Origin of the sequence: Pedobacter sp. V48 (genome assembly GCF_000523515.1) — a bacterium.
In the GTDB taxonomy this organism is placed as follows: domain Bacteria; phylum Bacteroidota; class Bacteroidia; order Sphingobacteriales; family Sphingobacteriaceae; genus Pedobacter.
Genome location: NZ_AWRU01000031.1, coordinates 66,475 through 89,530, shown reverse-complemented (window position 1 = coordinate 89,530; position 23,056 = coordinate 66,475). Strand labels below are relative to the sequence as shown.

Annotated in this window: 23 protein-coding genes; 10 read left to right on the top strand and 13 right to left on the bottom strand. The window is 39.1% G+C overall.

What is annotated here, in order from left to right; genetic code table 11:
- The first annotated feature begins 3 nt into the window (after positions 1–3).
- From N824_RS20920 to N824_RS20910, 3 genes are read left to right on the top strand one after another with little or no spacing between them, the layout of a single operon-like run.
- Positions 4–1,245 carry an alkaline phosphatase family protein gene (locus tag N824_RS20920; RefSeq protein WP_048907096.1) on the top strand — a complete coding sequence of 414 codons (1,242 nt, stop codon included), beginning with the start codon at positions 4–6 and terminating at the stop codon, positions 1,243–1,245.
- Between the two features lie 50 nt (positions 1,246–1,295).
- Positions 1,296–1,664, top strand: a complete 369-nt coding sequence (locus N824_RS20915) for a DUF4440 domain-containing protein (protein WP_048907095.1) — start codon at positions 1,296–1,298, stop codon at positions 1,662–1,664.
- A 59-nt stretch (positions 1,665–1,723) separates the two neighbouring features.
- Complete coding sequence (locus N824_RS20910) at positions 1,724–2,707, top strand: 2-hydroxyacid dehydrogenase (protein ID WP_048907094.1); 984 nt, start codon at positions 1,724–1,726, stop codon at positions 2,705–2,707.
- Positions 2,708–2,712: 5 nt separating this feature from the next.
- On the opposite strand, the gene fmt is transcribed toward N824_RS20910, so the two are convergent.
- The 3 genes from fmt to N824_RS20895 are packed head-to-tail and all read right to left on the bottom strand — an operon-like array spanning position 2,713 to position 5,204.
- The gene (fmt, locus tag N824_RS20905; RefSeq protein WP_048907093.1) at positions 2,713–3,621 is read right to left on the bottom strand and encodes a methionyl-tRNA formyltransferase; all 909 of its coding nucleotides are present in this window, start codon (positions 3,619–3,621) and stop codon (positions 2,713–2,715) included.
- Between the two features lie 60 nt (positions 3,622–3,681).
- The gene (locus N824_RS20900) at positions 3,682–3,894 is read right to left on the bottom strand and encodes a hypothetical protein (protein WP_048907092.1); all 213 of its coding nucleotides are present in this window, start codon (positions 3,892–3,894) and stop codon (positions 3,682–3,684) included.
- 35 nt (positions 3,895–3,929) lie between these two features.
- The gene (locus N824_RS20895) at positions 3,930–5,204 is read right to left on the bottom strand and encodes an exo-beta-N-acetylmuramidase NamZ domain-containing protein (protein ID WP_048907091.1); all 1,275 of its coding nucleotides are present in this window, start codon (positions 5,202–5,204) and stop codon (positions 3,930–3,932) included.
- Positions 5,205–5,632: 428 nt separating this feature from the next.
- Here N824_RS20895 and kaiC point away from each other — a divergent pair, with 428 nt between their 5' ends.
- From kaiC to N824_RS20870, 5 genes are all read left to right on the top strand, one after another.
- Complete coding sequence (gene kaiC, locus N824_RS20890; protein ID WP_048907090.1) at positions 5,633–7,357, top strand: circadian clock protein KaiC; 1,725 nt, start codon at positions 5,633–5,635, stop codon at positions 7,355–7,357.
- A 5-nt stretch (positions 7,358–7,362) separates the two neighbouring features.
- The gene (locus N824_RS20885; protein WP_200869920.1) at positions 7,363–7,662 is read left to right on the top strand and encodes a circadian clock KaiB family protein; all 300 of its coding nucleotides are present in this window, start codon (positions 7,363–7,365) and stop codon (positions 7,660–7,662) included.
- Positions 7,655–7,951: a circadian clock KaiB family protein gene (locus N824_RS20880; RefSeq protein WP_048907088.1), complete on the top strand. Its 297-nt coding sequence runs from the start codon at positions 7,655–7,657 to the stop codon at positions 7,949–7,951. The genes N824_RS20885 and N824_RS20880 overlap by 8 nt, the downstream gene beginning before the upstream one ends.
- 6 nt (positions 7,952–7,957) lie before the next feature.
- Positions 7,958–9,184, top strand: a complete 1,227-nt coding sequence (locus N824_RS20875; RefSeq protein ID WP_048907087.1) for a PAS domain-containing sensor histidine kinase — start codon at positions 7,958–7,960, stop codon at positions 9,182–9,184.
- Positions 9,185–9,356: 172 nt separating this feature from the next.
- The gene (locus N824_RS20870) at positions 9,357–9,893 is read left to right on the top strand and encodes a pyridoxamine 5'-phosphate oxidase family protein (protein WP_048907254.1); all 537 of its coding nucleotides are present in this window, start codon (positions 9,357–9,359) and stop codon (positions 9,891–9,893) included.
- A gap of 162 nt (positions 9,894–10,055) precedes the next feature.
- Here N824_RS20870 and N824_RS20865 read toward each other — a convergent pair whose 3' ends face one another.
- Positions 10,056–10,322 carry a hypothetical protein gene (locus tag N824_RS20865; RefSeq protein WP_048907086.1) on the bottom strand — a complete coding sequence of 89 codons (267 nt, stop codon included), beginning with the start codon at positions 10,320–10,322 and terminating at the stop codon, positions 10,056–10,058.
- Between the two features lie 229 nt (positions 10,323–10,551).
- Here N824_RS20865 and N824_RS20860 point away from each other — a divergent pair, with 229 nt between their 5' ends.
- On the top strand, positions 10,552–10,968 hold the full coding sequence (locus N824_RS20860; RefSeq protein ID WP_048907085.1) for an RNA-binding protein: 417 nt from the start codon (positions 10,552–10,554) through the stop codon (positions 10,966–10,968).
- 130 nt (positions 10,969–11,098) lie between these two features.
- Here the strand turns inward: N824_RS20860 and N824_RS20855 are convergent, their stop codons facing one another.
- The gene (locus N824_RS20855) at positions 11,099–11,851 is read right to left on the bottom strand and encodes a DUF1835 domain-containing protein (protein ID WP_152542434.1); all 753 of its coding nucleotides are present in this window, start codon (positions 11,849–11,851) and stop codon (positions 11,099–11,101) included.
- Positions 11,852–12,666: 815 nt separating this feature from the next.
- Between N824_RS20855 and N824_RS20845 the strand changes: the two genes are divergently transcribed.
- The gene (locus tag N824_RS20845; protein WP_048907082.1) at positions 12,667–13,887 is read left to right on the top strand and encodes an FtsX-like permease family protein; all 1,221 of its coding nucleotides are present in this window, start codon (positions 12,667–12,669) and stop codon (positions 13,885–13,887) included.
- Positions 13,888–13,895: 8 nt separating this feature from the next.
- Here the strand turns inward: N824_RS20845 and N824_RS20840 are convergent, their stop codons facing one another.
- The 8 genes from N824_RS20840 to N824_RS20800 all read right to left on the bottom strand — a co-directional run bounded on the left by N824_RS20840 (position 13,896) and on the right by N824_RS20800 (position 23,047).
- Positions 13,896–14,438 carry a YfiT family bacillithiol transferase gene (locus N824_RS20840; protein WP_048907081.1) on the bottom strand — a complete coding sequence of 181 codons (543 nt, stop codon included), beginning with the start codon at positions 14,436–14,438 and terminating at the stop codon, positions 13,896–13,898.
- A gap of 29 nt (positions 14,439–14,467) precedes the next feature.
- Positions 14,468–15,556 (bottom strand): winged helix DNA-binding domain-containing protein, encoded by a 1,089-nt coding sequence (locus N824_RS20835; protein ID WP_048907080.1) that lies wholly within the window; start codon positions 15,554–15,556, stop codon positions 14,468–14,470.
- 18 nt (positions 15,557–15,574) lie between these two features.
- Positions 15,575–16,525: a hypothetical protein gene (locus N824_RS20830; protein ID WP_048907079.1), complete on the bottom strand. Its 951-nt coding sequence runs from the start codon at positions 16,523–16,525 to the stop codon at positions 15,575–15,577.
- A gap of 48 nt (positions 16,526–16,573) precedes the next feature.
- On the bottom strand, positions 16,574–17,797 hold the full coding sequence (locus N824_RS20825) for a hypothetical protein (protein WP_048907078.1): 1,224 nt from the start codon (positions 17,795–17,797) through the stop codon (positions 16,574–16,576).
- Complete coding sequence (locus tag N824_RS20820) at positions 17,794–18,345, bottom strand: RNA polymerase sigma factor (RefSeq protein ID WP_048907077.1); 552 nt, start codon at positions 18,343–18,345, stop codon at positions 17,794–17,796. The genes N824_RS20825 and N824_RS20820 overlap by 4 nt, the downstream gene beginning before the upstream one ends.
- Positions 18,346–18,348: 3 nt before the next feature.
- Positions 18,349–18,762: a hypothetical protein gene (locus tag N824_RS20815; RefSeq protein WP_152542433.1), complete on the bottom strand. Its 414-nt coding sequence runs from the start codon at positions 18,760–18,762 to the stop codon at positions 18,349–18,351.
- A gap of 289 nt (positions 18,763–19,051) precedes the next feature.
- Positions 19,052–21,481: a phosphocholine-specific phospholipase C gene (locus N824_RS20805; protein ID WP_048907074.1), complete on the bottom strand. Its 2,430-nt coding sequence runs from the start codon at positions 21,479–21,481 to the stop codon at positions 19,052–19,054.
- 75 nt (positions 21,482–21,556) lie between these two features.
- Positions 21,557–23,047, bottom strand: coding sequence for a SusD/RagB family nutrient-binding outer membrane lipoprotein (locus tag N824_RS20800; protein WP_048907073.1), 1,491 nt, complete (start codon positions 23,045–23,047; stop codon positions 21,557–21,559).
- Between the last annotated feature and the right edge of the window lie 9 nt (positions 23,048–23,056).

Sequence of the window (23,056 nt, the reverse complement as noted above, 5' to 3'; positions counted from 1 at the left end):
ACCATGAGAATCCCATTTATTTTAACAATCTGCTTTTTCTTATCAGCAGCCACTAATGCGCAGCAGAGAGAACAAAAAGTGGTTTACATTATTGCTGATGGCATTCCTGCCGACGTAATCGAAACCCAAAATCTTCCTAATTTTAAGAAGATCGTACAGGCAGGATCTTATTCCCGAATGTATGTTGGGGGTGGCAAAGGTACCTACAGTGAAACTCCTACTATTTCTGCAGTTGGTTATAATAGCTTGCTAACCGGCACATGGGTGAATAAGCACAATGTGCCCGATAATGATATCAAGGAGCCAAATTATAACTATCAGAACATATTCAGGTTATTTAAGACCCAATATCCAAATAAGAAAGCTGCTATTTTCTCTAGCTGGACAGATAACCGCACCAAATTACTCGGCCATAATTTACCGGAAGCCGGGAACTTAAAGGTTGATTACTTTTTTGACGGCTATGAACTGGATACTGTTCGTTTTAAGCACGATAAAAAGGCAGATTATATGCACCGTATTGATGAACAGGTAATTGCTGATGCTGCTACCACCATTCATGATAGAGCACCTGATCTTTCCTGGATCTATCTGGAATATACAGATGATATGGGCCATGCACACGGCGATAGTCCTGAGTTCTATAATGCTGTGGCGATGTTGGATAAACAGGTAGGTAAAGTATGGGAGGCAATAAGCTACCGTCAGAAAAACTTTAAAGAGGACTGGCTAATTGTGATCACCACAGATCATGGTCGTGATGAAAAAAGCGGAAAGGGACACGGTGGGCAGTCCGACAGACAAAGATCAACCTGGATGGTAAGCAATTATAAAAACCTAAACACTTATGGCCAATATTTCGATCTTGGCGTGGTTGATATAATGCCTTCAATAGCCAATTATTTAAATGTAAAACTACCCGACAGTATAGCACAAGAAGTTGATGGCACTTCTTTCATTGGCCCGGTATCTATTGCAGCGCTTAAAACAATCTATACTCAGAATCATATTGATGTCAGCTGGAAAGCGTTGCAAAAAACCGGAAAGGTTAAAATCTGGCTGACCACAACAAATAATTTTAAAACAGGAGGAAAAGATACTTATCATCTTTTAGGTGAAACAGATCTTAGTCAGCAGCACTTTTTTGCCAATGTTAAAGACTATCCATCGGAGTTTTATAAGGTTGTCATTCAGGCTAAAGATAATACCCTAAACAAATGGGTAGTCCTTTCTCCGGCAAAATAGATGCGATAAGCAATGGCAAAATTACAAGTCTAACTTGTAATTTTGCCATTATGAATTCACCAGAGGCATTATTAATAAAAGAAGCAAGATTAGACTCAAACAACTGCATCGCAAAAAAGGATGTCGACGGAGTATCCAAATATTGGCTTGATGATTTTGTACAGATCGCTGGCGATGGTAGCCATACCGTTGGCAAAGCTGAAATTGCTGCCGACTGGAAATACATGTTCTCCAAAAGCAGTCCACTTTTTGAGCGAATCCCCGAAACAATTGTGATCAGTAAAAGTGGCGATCTGGCATGGGAAAACGGAAAATGGAATTACAAAAATGCCAAGTATCATGGTAATTATGCCGCAATGTGGCGTAAGGTAAAAGGAAAATGGCTTACACAAAGCGAGCTTTATGTTTCACTAAACTAATCTGGTTATAGCAGAAATTAATCCCGAGTCATTAACTTAGAGCACATAACCCTATAGACATGAAGATAGCTGTATTTAGTACTTACCGATACGATGAAGAATTTTTAAGCAAATTTAATACTGGTCATGAGTTATCTTTCTTTACCGTTGCCTTAACAGAAGAAACCGTTAAACTGGCAGAAGGTTTCGACGCAATATGCATTTTTGTAAATGATCGTGTTGATTCTCATATCGTAAAAACCCTGCATAAAGGCGGAATAAAACTAATTGTTTTGCGCTGTGCAGGCTTTAATAATGTGGCAATTGAAACAGCAAATGAATTGGCTATTCCTGTTTTAAGAGTCCCTGCCTATTCGCCAGAGGCTGTAGCAGAGCATGCGATAGCGCTAATTCTTACCCTGAACCGTAAAACACATAAAGCTTATAATCGGATTCGTGAAGGTAATTTCTCCCTGGAGAAACTCATGGGTTTTAATTTACATAGACACAAAGTAGCTGTAGTAGGTACTGGAAACATAGGCAAGGCTTTTTGTAGAATCTTAAAAGGTTTTGGTTGTTTAATAAGCGCACATGATCCTTATCCATCTACAGAACTTCAGGAACTTGGCGTTAAATATGGCACTTTACAGGAAACATTAGATGATGCGGATATTGTAGCGCTTCATTGTCCGCTTACCGAAACAACCAAACATTTGATCAACAAGGAAACCCTTAAACTTTTTAAAGAGGGCGCAATGCTGATCAATACAAGCAGGGGAGGTCTGATCGACACAAAAGCAGTTATTAAAGCATTAAAGACTGGACAGCTTGGATATCTGGGCCTCGATGTTTACGAGCAGGAAAGCANCCTTTTTTTTCATGACCACTCAGAAAACGTTATTCAGGATGATCTGATTACCCGTCTCATCTCTTTCCCCAATGTACTGATTACCTCTCATCAGGGCTTTTTTACCAAAGAAGCAATGGAAGAAATAGCTCAAATAACATTTAAAAATGTAGATGCATTTTCGAATGGAGAAGAATTGGTAAACCGGGTAAAATAGAGATTTTACAAACGCATGCCTCTTAAAAATTCATCAACCTGCATACGCTTTTTGCCTTCATATTGTAGATCAGTGAATTTGATAAAACCATCCCTGGCAGCAAACTTTAAATAAGTTTTCCCATCTGATAAAAAGCTTCCAGGCGAGATACCCGGTTCTTTTTCTTCAAACTCGGCCTTAAACACCTTAAGGGTTTTATCATTTAGTTTAGTAAAAGCAGTTGGGTAAGGACTTAATCCACGAATCAGATTGTATATTTTATCGCCAGACTGGTTCCAATCTATTAAACAATGCTCTTTAAATATCTTTGGCGCATGTTTCAGCTCATCACCTTGTGGTTGAGGTTGCTCTGTATAGTTGTCGGCTTCTATTGCCTTTACGGTCTTAACCAGCAATCCAGCGCCCACATTCATTAACTTGTCGTGTAAATCTCCCGCAGTGTCATCATTACTGATCGAGACGCTTTCCGAAAATATTACATCGCCTGTATCAATTTCATGTTTCAAAAAGAATGTAGTAACGCCACTTTCTTTTTCTCCATTAATGATCGCATGATTTATCGGAGCTGCCCCGCGATATTGTGGTAGTAAAGATGCATGTAGATTGATAGTTCCCTTTGCCGGCATATCCCATACCATTTCAGGCAACATTCTAAACGCTACCACCACCTGTAAATCGGCGTTTAGGCTTTTTAATTCATCAATAAACAAAGGGTCTTTCAGTTTTAAAGGTTGCAATACTTTTATTCCTTTGGATACTGCATACTGTTTAACAGCACTTTCATTAAGTTTTTGTCCGCGACCAGCGGGCTTATCTGCTGCGGTAACCACACCAACCACATCAAATCCGGCTTCAACCAAAGCATTTAAAGAAACAACTGCAAAATCGGGCGTACCCATAAAAACTATTTTCATTAACCGGTGTTTTAGGTGGCAAAATAACTAAAAAATTAGCGCATATACAGCTAATGGCCGCTATTCTTTAGGGGCTTTTTTTATTGAATGAACGGGTTGTTCGCTTTGTTCCCTTTTCTTGGCAGGGTTTTTAAAGTTTGCCTCTTCCTTGTTATAATCCTTATCCTCGGGTTTTTTTACAGCCTTATTCCCCGCAGGAACTTTGTCCTTCGAAACTTCTTCTCTGAAGTTACTGCTTGGCTTTTCATTTTTCTTTTTAGGCTCGCTATTCATATCCAAAGTCTTTAATAATAGCCATTAGTGGCTACTTATGGATATAACAAGTATTTTTTGCGCATTGTTTTGTAATTACTTAATCCTGGCTCCCAGCTTGCCCTTATTTCTTCTTCAGATTTACCGGCAATAATCTGTGTCCTAAAGCTCGAAACGCCAATAAGCTTTTCAATAGTGCCCATTTGTTTGCTCAATTTAGAGTTAAAGAAATCTGCTTTGTTTGGAGATGCCTTGTATAGTTCAATTAACCAGCTCAGTTTTATTTTCTTTTCCTTTCTAAACTCATTTACATCATATTCCCTAAGATCCAACCCATAGCATACCTGGTTCATAAATAATGGAGATTCAGACATACCTTTAATGCTTTTTGGGGTAAACGAAAAGGTGTACTCATCCTTTAAAAAAGGAGAACCCACTATAGTAAAAGGAAACATAGTGCCGCGCCCATGATTTAAATAAGTGCCCTCAAACAAGCAGGTAGTAGGGTATAGTAAAATCGACTGCGCAGTATTTAAGTTTGGTGATGGTTTTACCGGGAGCTCATAAGGAGTATCATGTGTATAGTTGGCAACCTTAATTACTTTAATTTTGCATTTCAATTTATTATCAAGCCAACCTTCGCCATTTAGCATTTGAGCATATTCGCCTACAGTTAATCCATGTACAACCGGAATCGGTTTTAAACCAATACCCGACTTGTGTTGCGGCTCTAATATAGGCCCATCAATGTAAAACCCATTAGGATTTGGTCTGTCCAGAATCAATACCTCTTTATTATTAGCGGCACAGGCTTCCATTACATGCTGTAAAGTATTTATGTATGTATAAAAACGAACTCCAACATCCTGAATGTCAAAAATCATAATATCTACATCACTAAGATCTTCTTTTGTTGGAATTGCATGTTTTCCATATAGCGATATCGCCTTTATTCCAGTTTTAGCATCTACTGCATCATCCACCGCTACACCTGCACTTGCATCGCCTCTAAAACCATGTTCGGGTCCAAATATCTTAACCACCTTTACGCCAAGCGTCAGCAGGCTGTCAACCGTTGTTTCCTTTCCAATAATGGAGGTTGGGTTTACCACCATACCTACACGCTTTCCCTTTAAATAAGGCAGGTACAATTCCGTTTGCTCTGCACCGGTACGTAGCTCCTCTGCTTTAGGCTTGTCAAAGTTTTCAGCTTTTACTTTGTATGGATTTGGTACCGCAGGGTTAAGGGCTATTTTGGTTGATGAACCACAAGCCTGAAGAGAAAGCGTAAGCAATGCAGTACTTAAAGTATGTATAATAGATGATGTCATTTGGTTTAGGGTAAAGTTTACGTTTGAAGAACCGCTTCTACAAAGATAAAGATAATAAAAAATGGCTGATAAGATACCTCATTAAAGGTGGCGGCATAAAAACTCAGTACCCTTACTGCTTAGGTGGCGTGTCGCAAACAATATGGGTGTTCAACTGTTTTTGATTAATATTTTAACAAAGAAAGATTAAGATATGCTTTGGTATTACGTGGATTATCCGATGTTTTATACAATTTGCACGTAAATAATCAGGCAGAATGGGGGTGAGGATCACCAATGCTATTTAGCGAAAAGCGTTACGCAGACTAGCCATTGTAACTGGTATTATAGGGTAAGAAACGCGAATTAAAAGGGATCAGGCTTAAGACAATTAGCTAATTCTGAGATTTAATGATTTTTTAATAGATTTAGAAAAGTGTCCGATTGTAATGACTAAGAAAATAAATAAATTGCAGAAGCAGAAAAAAGCAGGGTTACTGCCGAAATCACGAACAGGGATTAATGGTTTGGATGAGATAACCGGGGGTGGTCTCCCAGCAGGCAGGCCCACCTTGATATGCGGCGCGGCCGGGTGTGGTAAAACACTTATGTCTATAGAATTTGTGGTGCGAGGGGCGTTAACCTACAATGAACCCGGTGTTTTCATGGCATTTGAAGAGAAAGCGGATGAGCTGACCATGAACGTTGCGTCCCTGGGCTTTGATTTGAATCAGTTGATTGAAGATAAGCTGATCAGAATAGACCACGTTCATATTGAAAGGAGCGAAATTGAAGAGACGGGTGAATATGACCTCGAAGGTCTTTTCATCAGGCTTGGTTATGCGATAGACAGTATAGGAGCAAAGCGCGTCGTATTAGATACCATTGAAAACCTCTTCGCAGGATTGGATGACCAAATCGTATTAAGATCTGAAATCCGCAGGCTCTTCCAATGGTTAAAAGAAAAAGGTGTTACCGCAATCATTACCGGTGAGCGAGGTGACAACTCTTTAACCCGGCAGGGATTGGAGGAGTATGTATCTGACTGTGTGATTCTGTTAGAGAACAGGATCAGTAACCAGATTTCAACGCGGTTACTGAGAATCGTAAAATATCGTGGTTCTGTACATGGCACCAATGAATATCCCTTTTTAATTGACGAAGATGGCATCTCTGTATTGCCCGTTACTTCCTTACAACTTGATTCCGCAGTTTCTACAGAACCGATCTCTTCAGGGATCCCCAGCCTTGATACAATGCTTGGCGGTGCTGGATTTTACAAAGGAAGCACCATCCTCATTTCCGGCACGGCCGGTACAGGTAAAACAAGTATAGCATCTTCGTTTGCAAATGCCACCTGTTTGGATGGGAAAAAATGCATCTATTTTGCTTTTGAAGAATCACCTCAGCAAGTCATAAGAAATATGCGCTCTATCGGCATTGATTTGAATAAGCATATAAAATCTGGCCTGCTGGAATTTCATGCTTCCAGGCCAACCTTACATGGACTGGAGATGCATCTGGTCGCTATCCATAAGAGTATTAAACGGTTCAAACCTGATATTGTGGTCCTTGATCCCGTTACCAATCTCATTACTGTTGGATCAGTAAGTGAAGTGAAATCTATGTTAATCAGGTTGGTAGATTACCTGCAAAACGAGGGCATCACGGTAATGTTTACCGCTCTTTCCTTAAATAACACCTTTAATGAGCAGACAGATGAGGGGATTTCTTCTCTGGTTGACGCCTGGCTGCTCATCAGGGATATCGAATCGAATGGCGAGCGTAACCGTGGTTTATATGTGATGAAATCGAGAGGTATGGGACACTCCAACCAGATCAGGGAATTTATCATTACAGACGAAGGTCTGGAGTTGGTAGATGTTTACCTGGGACCGGATGGTGTTCTGGTTGGCTCGGCAAGAGAGGCACATATTTTGCGTGAGCAAACAGGACAAGCTCTGCACGGTCAGGCTGTTAGCCGTAAAGATCGTGAAATTAGCAGAAAGCGTAAGTTGCTGGAAGCGAAGATTGCCGGCCTACAGACCGAATTCGAATCTGTGGAAGAAGAACTAAACAAGGTATATCTTGAAGAGGAATTGAAGCATAAGATACAGGAAGATAACCGAATGGAGATGATTCAAAAACGTAAGAGTATTAAAGCAAGGAAATAATGGGGATGACGGAGCAAACCTGGGAATTAAGGCTGTACATCGCCGGTAAGACCCCAAAGTCTGTAAGTGCGTTAAGCAATCTTAAGAAGTATTGTGAGGAACATTTACGAGGCAAATATAAAATAGAAGTGATCGATTTGCTGGAGAAACCACAATTGGCCGAAGGCGACCAGATTTTTGCCGTGCCAACCCTGGTAAGAAAAGTTCCGGTGCCGATCCGTAAAATTATCGGAGATCTCAGTAATGAGGAGAAGGTTCTCGTTGGCTTAAATATCATCTCTGTAAAATCGAGTGTGGATGTCTAGTAGCCCACAATATAGACTGGTGCTGTTTGTTTCAGGTGCGTCGCCGAATTCTGTTCGCGCTTTAAATAACCTCAAGCAAATTTGCGAAATGCATCTTAAAGGAAATTATAAACTTGAAGTGGTGGACGTATACCAGCAACCGGAGCTGGCAAAGCAAGAGCAGATCATCGCCCTTCCCACCTTAATCAAAAAAAGTCCGACACCCACACGGCATTTGATAGGCGACATGTCTGATCGTGTCAAGGTTTTGCGCGGACTGGGCATTAACCCCTCAGATATAGCGATCTAAATAGTTATGCATTACGAAAATACAAAGGAGCAACTAGAAGCCGAATTGGCGGAATTACGGCATCAACTGGAAGAAGCCACTGACACGATAGAGGCCATACGAACTGGGATGGTAGACGCCTTAGTGGTGCAGGGTGTATCCGGCCATCAGGTCTATACGCTTAAAAGTGCCGACCGTACCTTTAGGGTCTTAATTGAAAAAATGCAGCAGGGAGCAATTACACTCAACAGTTCAGGTGTTATACTTTACTGCAATAGCTATTTCGCAGATATGTGTGGAATAACTCTGGATGAAATTATCGGAAGGCACTTTGATGAATTTATCGGCGGGTATACCGCTGAAAAATTAAGCCTTGTTCTATCCTCCGAAGGGCTGCGCGATTATAAAACTAGAGAATTGCTAACGACAAATAGTGGTAAAGAAATGCCCGTTCAGCTTTCATTTACCAATCTCGATATGGAAGATGGTACAGCCTTAAGCATCATTTGCACAGATTTGACTCAGCAGATAGAGGCTCAAAATAAAGCTGCAGACTTAACGGCCAAGACCGAAATGATCAAGCGAAAAGATGAATTTATCAGCATTGCCAGTCATGAACTCAAAACACCCATGACCAGTTTGAAAGCGTATTTACAATTAATCTCCAGGTACAGCAATGACAATATCCCCGATCAGTTCACCATGCTAATTGCTAAGGCTTCTGGTTCTCTAAATAAACTGGAGATATTGGTGAACGACCTACTGGATGTGAGTAAGATACAAGCGGGGAAACTAAACTTCAGTAAAACGAAAGTTGAGGTAAGTTCGCTTGTGAGAATATGTGTAGAAAACGCTGGTTATATGTTTCCTGATTTTAAGCTGATATTTGACGCTGAAGGTGATTTTTTTGTATTGGGCAATCAGGAGCGGCTGGAACAGGTCGTGATGAATATGATCAGCAACGCCGTGAAATATTCTCCTGAAAACCTGAATGCTTTTATTAAGATCTTCGCAGAGGGAAGTATGGTCAGAATTGCCGTTACGGATTACGGTATTGGTATGACTGAGCTGCAGCTCGAGAAAATTTTTGATCGCTTTTACCGCGTGGATGAAGCCAGCGTTATGGCAGGGGGGTTAGGAATGGGCCTTTATATCTGCGAGGAAATTGTAAAGTCCCATGAAGGGAAAATGGGTGTTACCAGTAACTTCGGCCAAGGGTCAACCTTCTATGTATTACTACCATTAATAAGTTAACCAAATTATTCAATACCAGGGTGTCTGGTATGGATGTTAAAAAAAGTATAAACTAATTTTATTTTAATTGTCATGGACTTGTTTCGCCGCTTTTATCCTGTTTAGGGAAGGTCCAAAATATACAAAACATTTACGGGTGGGGCTTGTTAACCAAAGAACAAAGCCAAAAATTATGAATAGCATCAATCAAAACCAGCCGGAACAAAATTACGAAAATCTTAATAACAAAGACGCTGTCGAAAAAATCAGGGAACTCATCGCAGAGTCGGACATTTGTTTTTTTTGTACACAGGCAGAAACAGGGCCTTCCATGGGAGTACGACCAATGAGTATACAACAAGTAGAAGATAATGGAGACCTTTGGTTGGTTAGTGCCAATGATAGTCATACCAATTTGGAAATTAATATAGCGTCTAAAGTGAAGCTCTACTTTAAAGGCTCCAAACATTCAGACTTCCTGTATTTAACCGGTACAGCCACCATTCATGACGATAAATCAAAAATCAAGGCACTTTGGAAGCCACTCATGAAAACCTGGTTTACAGAGGGAGAAAATGATTCTAGAATTTCCTTAATTAAAGTGAGTCCCAGTGACGGTTATTACTGGGATACGAAAAACGGTAACCTGGTCGCCGGTGTTAAAATGCTGATCGGTGCCGCAATAGGTAAGACACTGGACGATTCCATTGAAGGCCAGCTTAAGGTATAAAAATCACAGTTCTGCTGTGCCGGCTTTTGTCTTTACTGGTTTTATACATCAAAGCCAGTAAATTTCCATATCTGCAAGGGAAGAACTTAGGTATCAACTGTCGAACAATGGACAATCATGATTAATTTTATTACAACAAGCTAAGAACGAAATATTGAGAAATTATAAGTAACGTTTATGCACGATGAACATTGTCGCCAAAAGGTCTTGATTAGCGCAGGCGAGGAGATATTCAGAGTCAATGGCGTAGACCTCTTCTACTATTTCTGGTCTGTTGGTATGTGGGATAATTTCAAATGCTGATTCATCCAGGTACTCGTACATGTCTGCATTAATGGTGATGATAGCTACATAATGATACCCTGTTCTTTTCCATTCCTGATAAATATCGATGTCAAATTCGAAATATCCGTTCCTGAGCTCGTTCATATGCGTAAAGTAAGTTTTTTATTCGTCAAATTACATTGCATTCGGTGGTTTATAAAATTGTTTCATTGTCTGGTGTTGGAATTACCAAAATTTCCGTAAAAGGCATCAGTTTATTACGACAAGATAAGTTCGATTATTACTGTAACAAATTGTGCTGGTTTTTGTGTAGTAAAATGAAATTATAATTTATTATTTTGGCTTCTTTAAGGGATTTATTTATCAGAATTTCATGGTTAAGTTATTTGTTGTAGGGTATCCGACTGATATGCAGGAGGTAGAGCTTATTGAGTTGTTTGTGCTTTATGGAATGATTCATAGTATAAGTATGGTTAGGGATAAGGATTCGCATAAAAGTCTGGGCTATTGTTTTATTGAAATGATGGATCAGGCCGGCGCCGATAGGGCTATCGACGCTATAAATGGAACGGCCGTAAAAGGCAGAAAAGTTACCGTTAAGCTAGCAGAGCAAAAGAATACAGTGAAGAACAATGCGATTTCAAGACAAAACGCTGCTCATTTAGCTCAGGGTGCCCTAAATTCTAAAAAAAGTGACGTTTCGGGATTAAATGCTAAAAACAAACGTCCCAGAAAAGAGAGGGCCTCAACGAACAGTATGGCGGTAAAGAGTAGTGAGGATCGGGTTTAATGGTCTTCGAGGTTATCATAACAGTAACCGTTTACGATCCTTTTGACAATAAGATCACGTTTGTTGAAGAAGAAGAATAAWNTMTYWGTAAAGAGGGAAGGCGGCTGCCGCGCTTGAAGCAATACACAAGTTAGCGGTAGTGCATTACTTTGTCATAGAGACTTTTCAATTGAATGTCGCCAAAACCATAAATGCTTTCTCGGTTCCAAAATTCTTTGAAAACTTTATGAAAATCAGTGGAAATATTTTTCGTAATGTCTTCAATAACCTTTTCTGGTCTCCCTTTTGTGCCATCTTTTGGAAAGCGGTCAACATGTGCCTTCACTACTTCTTGTAAATACGGAAAAGCTAAAGATTGATGCTTTGAAAGATTTGTCAACTCTTCCAGATTACCGTTTTTATAAGCCTTCCACAACTGTTGACCTAAATTCATGTCAACTTCACTTAAAGGAATTCTATTCGCATAACAAATCTTAAGTTCATCTGAATTTGCTGGTCCAAAGCCATTCCAAAAGTGTTTACTGGTTTTGTCTAAGTAAGAAGTATAAACAGCAAAAACCTTTTTCTTTATTGGCAAACTATTGATAATTGAAATAACAAACCACATGTTTACTTGACAAAACAAGTCATACTCAAACCAAAGATTAAACTCTGAATTATCAGGTGCATTTGTTATTTTTTCAAATTCTTTTACAACAGAATTATTGTATTCGGTTTCTGTTATTTTCATGTATTTGGCTCTTGTATGCCAAAAGTCATGAAGGTTGTCGCCTGATAATTCTCCGTCAATAAGACCTTCTCTAACAACAATAATATCCCCTTCAATTTTTGCGTCTGGAAAACTATAAGCAAGGGACTCGCCATTTAAAATATTGTACACCATGACTGTAAGGTTTTTTATGAGGCTTATYTMTWYYGMWSWTATAAAGATATAAATAATGGCTGAGGACTGCATAAAACCAATCGCCATTTTGTCGTTTAGGTTTTTGAATATAATAAGATTACTTATCGCGAGTTCTGTATTTACCATAATAGAAATATTTTGGGTTACGCCACATGCAAAAGTTATTATCACTATCGAAATCTGACATGCTTTTTGACCCTACCCGTACTATTGCCTTTGTACAAAAGGTATAATGACAATGGCAGCAGCAGCATAACCAGCAGGCACACCAAAGCAGGGAAAACTATAATTTTTACAGCAGCGATAACTTTATCCAGATCTACACTAGCCCTCAACATAAGAACAGCATAAAGGCAGATCAGAAATAAAAGCAATGAGATTAGATAGTACCTTGTTCTAAGCATAGATTTTAAGATTTTTCTGTTAGGCAATGTTTGTATCATAGTAGGCCAAACCAGTAATACCATAAATATAAAACGTATTTAGTTTCATTAATTTTATTGTAATTTAAGTCTGTTAGTATTTGTACGAGTTGAGAATGCAAAACGCTACATATGATAACACCATTAAACAGAGGAGTAACTTTCGGGTTCTTACTCGCTTTGAATTGAGCAACAAGAATTAAAAGGCGAACATCTAAGAATATGGATTTAATTGTTAATTCCATTTGGAATTAACAGAATAATTAATGAAATAAAAATTGCATTTTTACAACCAGAAATGATAGTAGAAAAGAGACAAAATGTGCTTTTTAAAATAAGCATTGTTGCTACGTTACAATTTATTGCAAGAGGTTGAATACAGAATATTTCATAGCAGGGCGTATCGCCGTAAAATCTGAGCGCACATTCTCAAAACTAATAGTTCGTATTGCTATAGCAGGGGTAATGCTCAGTCTTGCTGTAATGATGCTTTCTGTCGCTATTATTAAAGGCTTTAAAAGCGAAATACAGGAAAAAGTAAGAGGTTACATTGGCGATGTAAGGATTTTTAAGTTCGATCTTAACAATTCATTTGAACTGTCGCCTTTTGTACCTGAACCAGAAACTATTGCCAAGCTCAAAAGCAATCCCGATATCGAATATTTTCAACCCTATGCTACAAAACCAGCCATCATTTCTGCTAATGATGAAGTTGAAGGCATAAATTTTAAAGGCATAGATAAGACCTTTAACTGGGATTACATACGTAAACACCTGGTAAGCGGAACAGTTATAAACTTTGCTGATAGTGCTGCCGCCACTAAGCAAATCATGATATCTCAATTTACTGCCAATCGCCTTAAACTAAAAACAGGCGATGACTTTATCATGCATTTCGTACAGGATCCTCCTCGCAGGCGACCATTTAAAATAGTAGGAATTTATGATATCGGTGTAGAAGAGATCGACAAAGGCTTTGTAATGGGCGATCTTAATCTGATCCGCCGTTTAAACAACTGGAAACCGAATGAAATAGGAGGGATAGAGATCAGAATTAAGAATTTTGCCAATCTAAAAACCGTTTCAACCAACATTTACACAGAACTGGAAACAAAGCTGAAGTCAGAATCTGTTCAAGACTATTTTCCGGCAATTTTTACCTGGCTATCCCTGTTAGATGTAAACACAAAAATTATCCTGGCGTTAATGATGGTAGTGGGCGTAATCAATATGATTACTGCTTTGTTGATCATGATACTGGAACGTACCAATATGATCGGTATGCTAAAAACCTTCGGCATGACCGATTTTAGTGTAATGAAAATATTCCTTTATAATGCACTTTACCTGGTCGGAATCGGGGTTATACTCGGTAACGTTCTGGGACTTGGCTTAGCCTTTCTGCAAACCCATACCCATATCTTTAAATTAGATCAAACCTCTTATTACCTCGCATATGTGCCAATTGAAATACAATTTACCGATGTGCTGCTACTAAACATCTCTACAATTGTAATCTGCTTTGTGGTACTTATTATACCTTCGTTATTGGTGAGCAGAATAAGCCCTTTAAAAGCAATCAGGTTTAAATAGAAAGCTAGTTACCAGCTTTGTCTCTTTTTCAATTCAGTAATATGAGCAAGGTGATGACAGCAATGCCAGTCATATAAACCCGTATTTTCATTGATCTTTATACTTCTGCCATGTTCAGGATGTATAAAATCTCTTTCCAATTCTTCTGCACTAAGTGAATTTAGTAGAAACACCCATCGCTGATGCAACCCATCTAATATCCTCAGGCTCGATTCAACCGGCAATCCCTTGCTATCTGCAAGTTCAGCCCATCTTTCCTCATAGTAGGCTTTAATTACAGGGCTATCCTCGGTCAAAGCCCATTTAAGTCTTATCTGGCTGTTCATGTGGCTGTCGGCACAATGATGAACTACCTGTCTCACAGTCCAGCCTCCTGGTCTGTAAGGAGTGTCTAGCTGCGCATCGGTTAAATGAGCTACCTCTTTCCTTAAAACTTCAGGAAACGAAGCAATAGTAGCTATATAACCATCCAATAAAGCTTTAGTGATTTGAGCAGGTTGCTCAAACTTTCCAATCGGGTAACGTAGTTTTTCTAACTCAGTTGAAGTCATTTTGGTGGTCTATTTATATCTAATGCAAATCATTCACTATTACCTGTAAACTTAACAAATCTGTTTGCCGATTTCTTAACAGCCTCTGATTTTACTTTGTTTAATTCCCTAAAAAGATACGTCTCAACAATTACAGATTTGCCTTTTATAGTCCTTCTCCATGTCCCCTCAATTATGCCATCAACAATAATCATTCTGTCGAACACAGGGTTTTTCTTTCTAAACTCACTACTTAACTTTATCGGATTAAATATCGCAGTGCGATCAATGTATCCCATGCCATACTCATCGTAATCAGGCATCAGGAAACTCTTTTGAATTTTTTTAGCTAAGGAAGCATCCAATGCCAGTTCCAATGTTTCCCTTTTTAGCAGATATTCATTACCCTCAAATACCTCTTTGATAAATACCTTACTATCAAGCATGGCACCAGCTTTTTTCGCGTCGGTAATAGTTAGGCCAGACCAAACTGAGAAATCCTTAAGTGTAGCAGGCCCTCTGCTTGCAAAATATCGTTCGGCTAGCAATAATAAAGCCTTATCTCTAGCTATCGAGATCGCAGTCGACGCTCTTTCATCAAACAAAGCATAAGTAAATTGTTTGCCTTCGCGCCTGCCGCTACACACCAAACAGTCCATCTCCGCATTCATCATTACATGACCCATTTGTCTGCCATTTAAACTGATCCCATTATTTTGAAACAGATCACTCAACTCAAGTCGGGTAAGGTGATGGCCACCGGTTAATGCCTTACCAATAATATCATTGCATTTGTTAAAAAGATTGCCGTCAAGTTCAAGCTCCCTTTCGTAATAAGCCATGGCTTTACGGATTCTGGGAGCAGTAAGCTCAAGTAACCATCTAATGTCTTCTGGAGTTGCAAAATGCCAGGTAGGGCGAAGCAAGTGAGTTCTCAGTATTTGGCCATCATTAAAGGCTTTTTCTACATCCGCATCGGTAACATCGTTTAGCCGCAAACCAATTGCCCATTTCGACATTGCATATTCCTGCGCCTGCATGGCCACCATCCAGCTTACAATTTCCTGAGGAGTACTAAATGAAGTTTTGGCAATCTGCTGATTAAAGAGACGGTAATTAATAATATCAGAAACATTCATATAGGGATGTGTACGATGTTAATTCTCGCAAGCCAATAAATTAGACTGCCCTAAACGCTGACAACCCCTGCTTGCAGGTACGGCAACCATACCAACAGGCAGATAATTTACAGTTGCAATTGTTTTAGGGACATAAATAACCACTTCCGTTCTGGTATAAGAATGAGGCAGGTATTTAATATAATAACCATCAGGATGCAAACCCCATATCCCCCTTGGGAAATCTGTATTTGGAACAGCACTACCACTAAGCATTGCCAATTGTTCAATCTGATCGTACGATGAATTGGCCTGATATAACAGTCCTCTCATTTTGTTTTCAATTTCTACAATGGTCTTGGCAGGTTCAGGTAGGTTGGCAGTTATTTTTAACATCGCTTCGCTCGATAAATAATCCATTATGCTGCTGCTTAAGGCCGAAATATCATTTTTGTTAAGCAATTTAGCTGCCACCAACTGAAGATCAGGCGAGAGCTTACTGAAGTTAGTTTTTGCAATGATTGCCCATAAAAGCAATTGCACTTTGCTTTGTTCAATTTCAGGGTGCTGTTCCCAATTTGCGATAAGCGTTCTGGCAATCGTCTCTTTCGGGCCTGCCAGCGGGGCATATAAATAGCCATCGCCATTTCCTGGTCCATGAGTACCTGCTTTTAAGCAAAAGCTTTTAAAAGTTCCGGTATAAAAGCCCGGTTTTAAAGTAAAGCCCTGTGCCGATGTATAGCTTGAGGTTAAGTCACAGAGTTTCTTTTTTACGGAGTCGGCGCCAAAGTCTACAGGCATTGTTTCCTTCTTGTTGCAATCGTCAAAGTTGGTTGTTATAGGGTCGCTTTGAAGTAGCTTAAGTTGTTTATTATTAAGGATGTTTCCTGCGGCATTGTTTAACGCATCTTTTAATTTGCCGAATTGCGCATTTGCATTAACACAACAAACCAGCAATAGCAAGGTCAGGATTGGAGAGGTCTTTTTCATAGATATTTAATTTAAGATAGATGGTAAATCTACCATCAAATTTAACAACTATTTCTTGCCACCCAAACTTAATTTCAGGTTCAGGCCGGCGGTGTTTATTTTGATATTTTTGTCGCCATAACCACGTAACGACGGCCTAAAGAAGGGCTCAAAAGTTAATGTGCTGCTTTTTCCAAGCGACTGATTTATCCCTACAGCAAAAATAGCACTGTTGGCAAAATCAAATCCCTTAAAATTGCTTTCTTCAGTTCTTCCTTTAAAGTCTGAATAACTATTTGCAGAGGGATTAAAACCACTTATAGAACTGGAATATTTTTGATTGAGGTAGGTACTTGAATTTACGCCTGTAGAAAGATAGTACTTGCCGCTTTTGCCGGGATAGAACTTAACAGCTACAGGAACGTCTATATTAATAAAACGAGCATCCAATTTAGTGCCATTTGCCCCCACTACATAACCGTTCATAAGGGCGGCATCTGCTGCACCGCTCGACAAATTAGATAAAGAAGAAGGAACAGAGCTCTGGTAAGTAATGTTGGTTTCACTAATGCCGGCACCCATAGAAAGGTACACATTCTTATTGATCCGAATGTTTGCATTGAAACCCGCCCCTGCATTTACTTTTACAGGGTTATCTGCGTAATAATTTAAAAACGTTGCAGTATAAACATCAAATAATGCATTTTTTTTATCTTCTCTGGCTTTTTTACCTACAGATGCAAAAGATTTGTTTTCTTTTTCATTCTCTTCTTGTAAAAACTCAAGTGTTGAAGGTTTAGTTTTTTTTACACTATCGGTTTTAGCGGTAACAACATTTGCAAGCAGATTGATGCTATCTCTGTTGGGCTCCTTATTTAGGGTTGTATCAGTAACCTTATCAACTATCAGCTGTTTTCCGGCTAAGTTGACTGGCGCAATTCCTTCAATAATTTTTGCAGATACAATGCTTTTATCAAAAGTATTAATCTGCTTATTAGTGGCCTTATCTAAATTGCTGTCGGATTTTTGAGGTGCTACAGGATTGGTTTTTGTGATATTGTTTTGCTCCGTAACATTCTTTAAAGAATCATTATTATAAGTGTTGAATAAGAGCACCCCAGCAAGCAATAAAGATGCAGCAATGCCCGATAACCAAAGGTACAGTGGCTTATGACTGCTTTTTGGCGGAAAATCTTTTCTAAGTTCAGCCCAGCCATAATCTGCCCCTTCAGTATCAAATTCTTCGAAAACTGCCTTAATATGATTGCTGAATTTATCGTCTAACGTGTTCATATCTTTATAAGGTCACTTTGTATTAATTTTTGCAATGCCTGTTTCGCCCGGGTCAGGTAAGTTCTTGATGAGCTTTCGGGTATACTTAACATTAAACCAATCTCTTTATGTGAATAGCCATCAATTTCATACAGGTTAAAAACTACATGATGCGTTTCCGGAAGTTGTTTCATTAAGTTCAAAATATCAGCTGCCGAGAGTTTTTCAATAGCTGATGGATACATGGTTTGCTGAAACACCTCTGGGATTTCACTATCATGAATGTATTTTAAGTTCTTTCTTTTACTATCGAGAGCGGTATTAACCAATATTTTTCTAAACCAAGGCTTAAATTCTAAATCATCTTTAAAAGTATAGAGCGCATTAAATGTTTTAATAAAAGCGTCATTTACTACCACCAAAGCATCATCTTTATTAATAAGGTAGCGCATGGCAATGCCCATTGCATAAGCATAAAAGCGCTTATACAACATTTCCTGGTGTTTTAGGTTGCCCTTTTTACACTCCTTAATTAACTCGGCATCTGAGGCGTTATGTTTGATGGACATTTATTATTTCATTCGCTTTAATCTATATTGATTTTTGTAACTAATAGTGCTTGTTAAGGTGTAGTGGTGTTCTGTAGAAGGAAATATCTTGTCTAAGATCAAACTGTCTCCTTTAGTCACATAGCTATAATCGCCCTGCAAAACCTTGTTACCAACATAATCCATTGATGCTACATAATCCATGGAAAATTTAATCTTTGAAGAATTCTCAACTGTAAATATACCAGTACCATTTGTAGCTGCATACCCGTCGCCGCTAAACTTAACTTCTGTGTTAACAGATACAAGCTGATTGACTGGACCTTCAATAAACTTTCCTGTATATGTTCCGCTAAAAACTATTTTGTCATCACTTTTTTTACAGCTCATAAATAAGCATAAGCTTAATGCAATTGGTAGTATTTGGTTGATGTCCATAATAGCTGGTTTATATCTTACTATTACGCAGGGGCGATGAGAAACGCTACAAGGCTACAGATATTTTTTTTGATTTCTATTGGAAACAATTGAGAAATACCGAAGAAAGGCTTGAGAAACACTTGAATGGAAATATATTTAAGGAATGCTTGAAGGGTGTTATAGAGATGATTGAAATATCTTTTACATATCTCAACGATCTTCCAACCCAAGTGTTTCTCAATACTTTTTCAAGTGTTTTTAGCTTCGATCTCTTTACATCCCTACTGATCTTGATGGGAGAGAAGCCTTAAACCAAATGGCCCATTAGCGGATCGGTAAAGCTTTCTTTTAAATGTTCTGCATGCCCGGCAAATTGCTGACTATAACCCACATGTTTTTCTGAAGTTACAGTCAAATCATACCAGCTATGGCTTGATTTCAGGTCAATAGGTATAAAAATCTCTTCCTGATTTTTCTTTAAAACAGCTTTAATGGGAGCTTTTTTGTAGCTGGTGTCTTTTACAGTTAAGCTAACTTGCTCACCACTGGTTATACGTTTAACGTGTAACAATACATTTCCATTAACCCTCCTGCCATCTTTTTCACTTTGGTACATTAAATAAACCGCAATTTTAGGATCGTTGGCACTGCCTTTATACCTGCGGTAAAAACCATTAGCACTGTACACTTTTAAATCATAAATGCCATTGTTTAATGGCCAGTTATAGTCTATAGTATCGCCTGCATCAACGGTAAAGTTCCAGTTGTTATTATTAGCGTATACTATGAAACCGACACCTTTTGCTCTGTCGCCAAAGAATTTATTCCCTGCAGTAAAGCCAATTTTAAACAGGTTGTTTGCCATGTCTAATGCACCATGTGCATACAGCTCATAAGGGATTGCATTTGCGGGTTTAATTCCGGGTTCCTGCTTAGGTAAGTTAGGGTTGCCTTTAGGGTTTTTAATGATGCCTGCAATGGCAAGTTGATCCAGGTTTTTGAAGTTATTAGGTAGTTTGGCAAATTTGGCTTTGTGGATACTTTCGAGAAAAGGTAATCTTTCAACTACTTTTGGCAATGGAATGTTCTCTCCATTGTATGGTCTAAATACGGAAGTTAAATCGCCGCATAGGCTTCTTCTCCACGAACTGATGTTGTCTTCGTATATCTTCTGACCGGTTTTATGGCTTAAAAACCGCTCTAAAAACTGAATAGAGGAGGTATGATCAAATACTTGTGAGTTTACATAACCGCCTCTAGACCATGGCGATACAACTACCATTGGAACTCTAAAGCCTAAACCTAAAGAACTTTCTCTCTCACTATTTTCACCTTTGTAAAGATACTCCGAGCTGTTGTCTAAGGATTTTGAAACTACCCCTGTTTTAGGATTTTTTGGATCTGGAGATACAAAAGGGGGTAGGTGATCAAAATATCCATCGTTTTCATCGTAAGTAAGAATAAAGATGGTCTTTTTCCATACTTCGGGGTTCTTGGTTAAAATGTCTATGGTTTCTGAAAGATACCAGGCGCCATACCAAGGTGCTCCGGGATGATCCGAGAAGTTGCTTGGCGCAACTAGCCATGAAACGGTGGGTAATTTGCCGCCGTCAACATCTTCACGGAATTGATGCAACACATCTCCTTTAGGGATCTGGGCAGTTCTTTTAGTGCCTTTATCATCGTAAGTGATGGTCTCAAGACGATGGAAGTCTGGATCATTTCGATTGGTTACAAATGCTCTTTTATGTAAATCTTGCTGCTCAGGAGTTAATTTATCAAGAGTGTTTACTTCTAAAAACTTTATTTCCTTGGTTACAAAATCAAGCTTCTTTTTTAGTTTTTCGTCTGGTTTGTCTTTTAACTTGGCTTCCAGTTCAGTTTTTGCTTTGCGCAGATAAACCAGATGTTCCGGATGCCTTTTTACATGATATTGTTTAAAAAACTCCATATCATTATCTGTAAAATTAGCAAGCCAGTCATCTTCTTCATTTTCCAGACCAACGCCCACACTTAGCTCGTTTTGGTATATTTTCCAGTCTACATTGTGCTTAGACAAACGCTCCGGGAATGTACCCCATGAAATATTTTCTGAACCGTCGATATATCCGTTAGAGTGGTGTGCGGTTGAGGTTGCATTTTGTTCTTCACGGATTTTACCGGTCCAGAAGAAGCAGCGGTTAGGACTGGTTCCCGTTAATATAGAACAGAAATTATGGTCGCAAACTGTAAATGCATCGGCCAGGGAATAGTAGAAAGGGATGTCCTCGCGATTGTAATATCCCATGGTTAATGGCATATCAGCATATTCCTTATTGCCTGATCTTTTGGCTTCCAGCCATCCATCGTATTTTCCGTTATTACGGGCATCTACCTGGTTCTCCCATGAGTGTGGAAGAGCGCTCATCCAGGTTGCTTTTGTATCTTTAATGTTTAACCTGAATGGGGCATACGTTTGGCCTTTTTTATTGCTTTGCAACCACACAGGGTATTGGTTAGGCAGGGCAATGGCTCTAGGATCGTTAAAGCCTCTTACGCCTTTAAGTGTGCCAAATGCATGATCAAAAGACCTGTTCTCCTGCATCAAAAATACCACATGTTCTGCATCTAAAAAGGTACTGCCCACTTTAGGGTCTATTGCCATTGCTCTTTGTATTGATGGCGGTAAGATGCCAGCTATGCCTAGCGCACCGGTTAATAGGGATGCTTTCTTGATAAAGTCTCTTCTGGTTTCCATTTTAGTGTGTTATAATAAAAGGATTGGTTAGCCTAAACTAATCAATCCTTTGAATAAATTATAAAGAATATGAGCTTATTTTATCCACCAAACTTGTTGGTTAATTTTATCGTTTCCTGCACCAAACTGAGTTTCAATTGCTTTTGAAACATTGTCTCTGTTATTATCATATTCCGATTGAGGATAAATCCAACGGTAAGGAACGGTAACACCGGCAGGGCGACGGAATTCAGGATATCCTGTTCTAAGGTTGTCGTAAAATGCGCTCCATCCCGACTGGAAAAATGTTCTTAAATACTTTTGAGTAATTATCTGCTCCATTTTTTGGGCAGTTGTAGTGCTCAATGCAAAGTTGTTTACTGGATATGCCAAGTATTCATTTGCTTTTTCTTCTGTTAAGTAAGCCTCATAGCCTTTAACATAGGTTTGATAGAATTTAAAGGATGCCTTTACACCGTTTTTATAATGTTGGTTGGCATCGCCCGAAATCCAGTTTCTTACAATTCCTTCAGCAATAATAAATTCCTGTTCTGAGTAGCCCATTAGTACTAATGGCTCATTTGTGGGGTTGCTTGGAAAGCGGTCGTTCACTTTAGATACCTTACCTGCTGCGGCTTTAATACTGGTTTCTGCATATGGCGCAGCAGGGTCTCCACCTTCGTATGAGGTAAAATCATCGATTGCTTTACCTGCCTCTTTGCCGATTTTTGTTTGCGTACAATACAGGAATAAACGCGGGTCTTTTCTATTTTGAAGATGCTCTATAAAAGTAGATGCCATGAACATACCAGATCCGAATCCGCTTGAGTTGAACTCTGGGTACCGGCTTCCTTCCTGATCTAGAAAGATCAGTTGACCATCACCATCGACTTCTGTATTGCCGAAAATAGGTTCGCTTTGTACAATCTGAGCAAAGGCTTCTTTAACTTTCAGGTCGTTGTCGTTTTCTTTTTTCGATAAGGTCATTAACACCTTTAATCTGAAGGAGTTAACTAGTCTGCGCCATTTAGCCGCATCGCCTTTGTAAATGATATCGCCAGCAATGATCACGTTTAAGCCTTTAAGCATGTTGTTTGCTTCATCAAGCTCTTTAAGGATACCTTGAAACACGGTTTTCTGGCTGTCGTAAACAGGTGGCATATAACCTGTCTGATCTTCTCCTTTCAAGGCCTGATTATAAGGAATGTCGCCGAAAGTAAGGGTTAGGTTGTAAAAGTAGTAAGCTCTAAAAAATTTGGCTAAGGCGATGTAAGAGTTGTCATTAATACGACCGGCTTCTTCTATCATCTTGGTCACATTTCTAAGAGAGGAGTATGAATCAAAATTACCTCTTCCCCATTTGAAATACTGACCTTCACTTTCGCCATCTGTTTGCACAAGCATACGGGTTGCGTAAAGAGGTGAAGTACCACTGTAGGCACGGAAGGTATCCCATTCTATTTTAGTAAGCAAAAGCTGAGGGTGGGTTTGGGTTGGTTTATTCGGATCTATGTTCATCAAATCCTGGTCCTTGCACGATGACATAAGGATTACCCCGGCTAGTAAACTATATATTAATTTTTTCATTATTCTTTT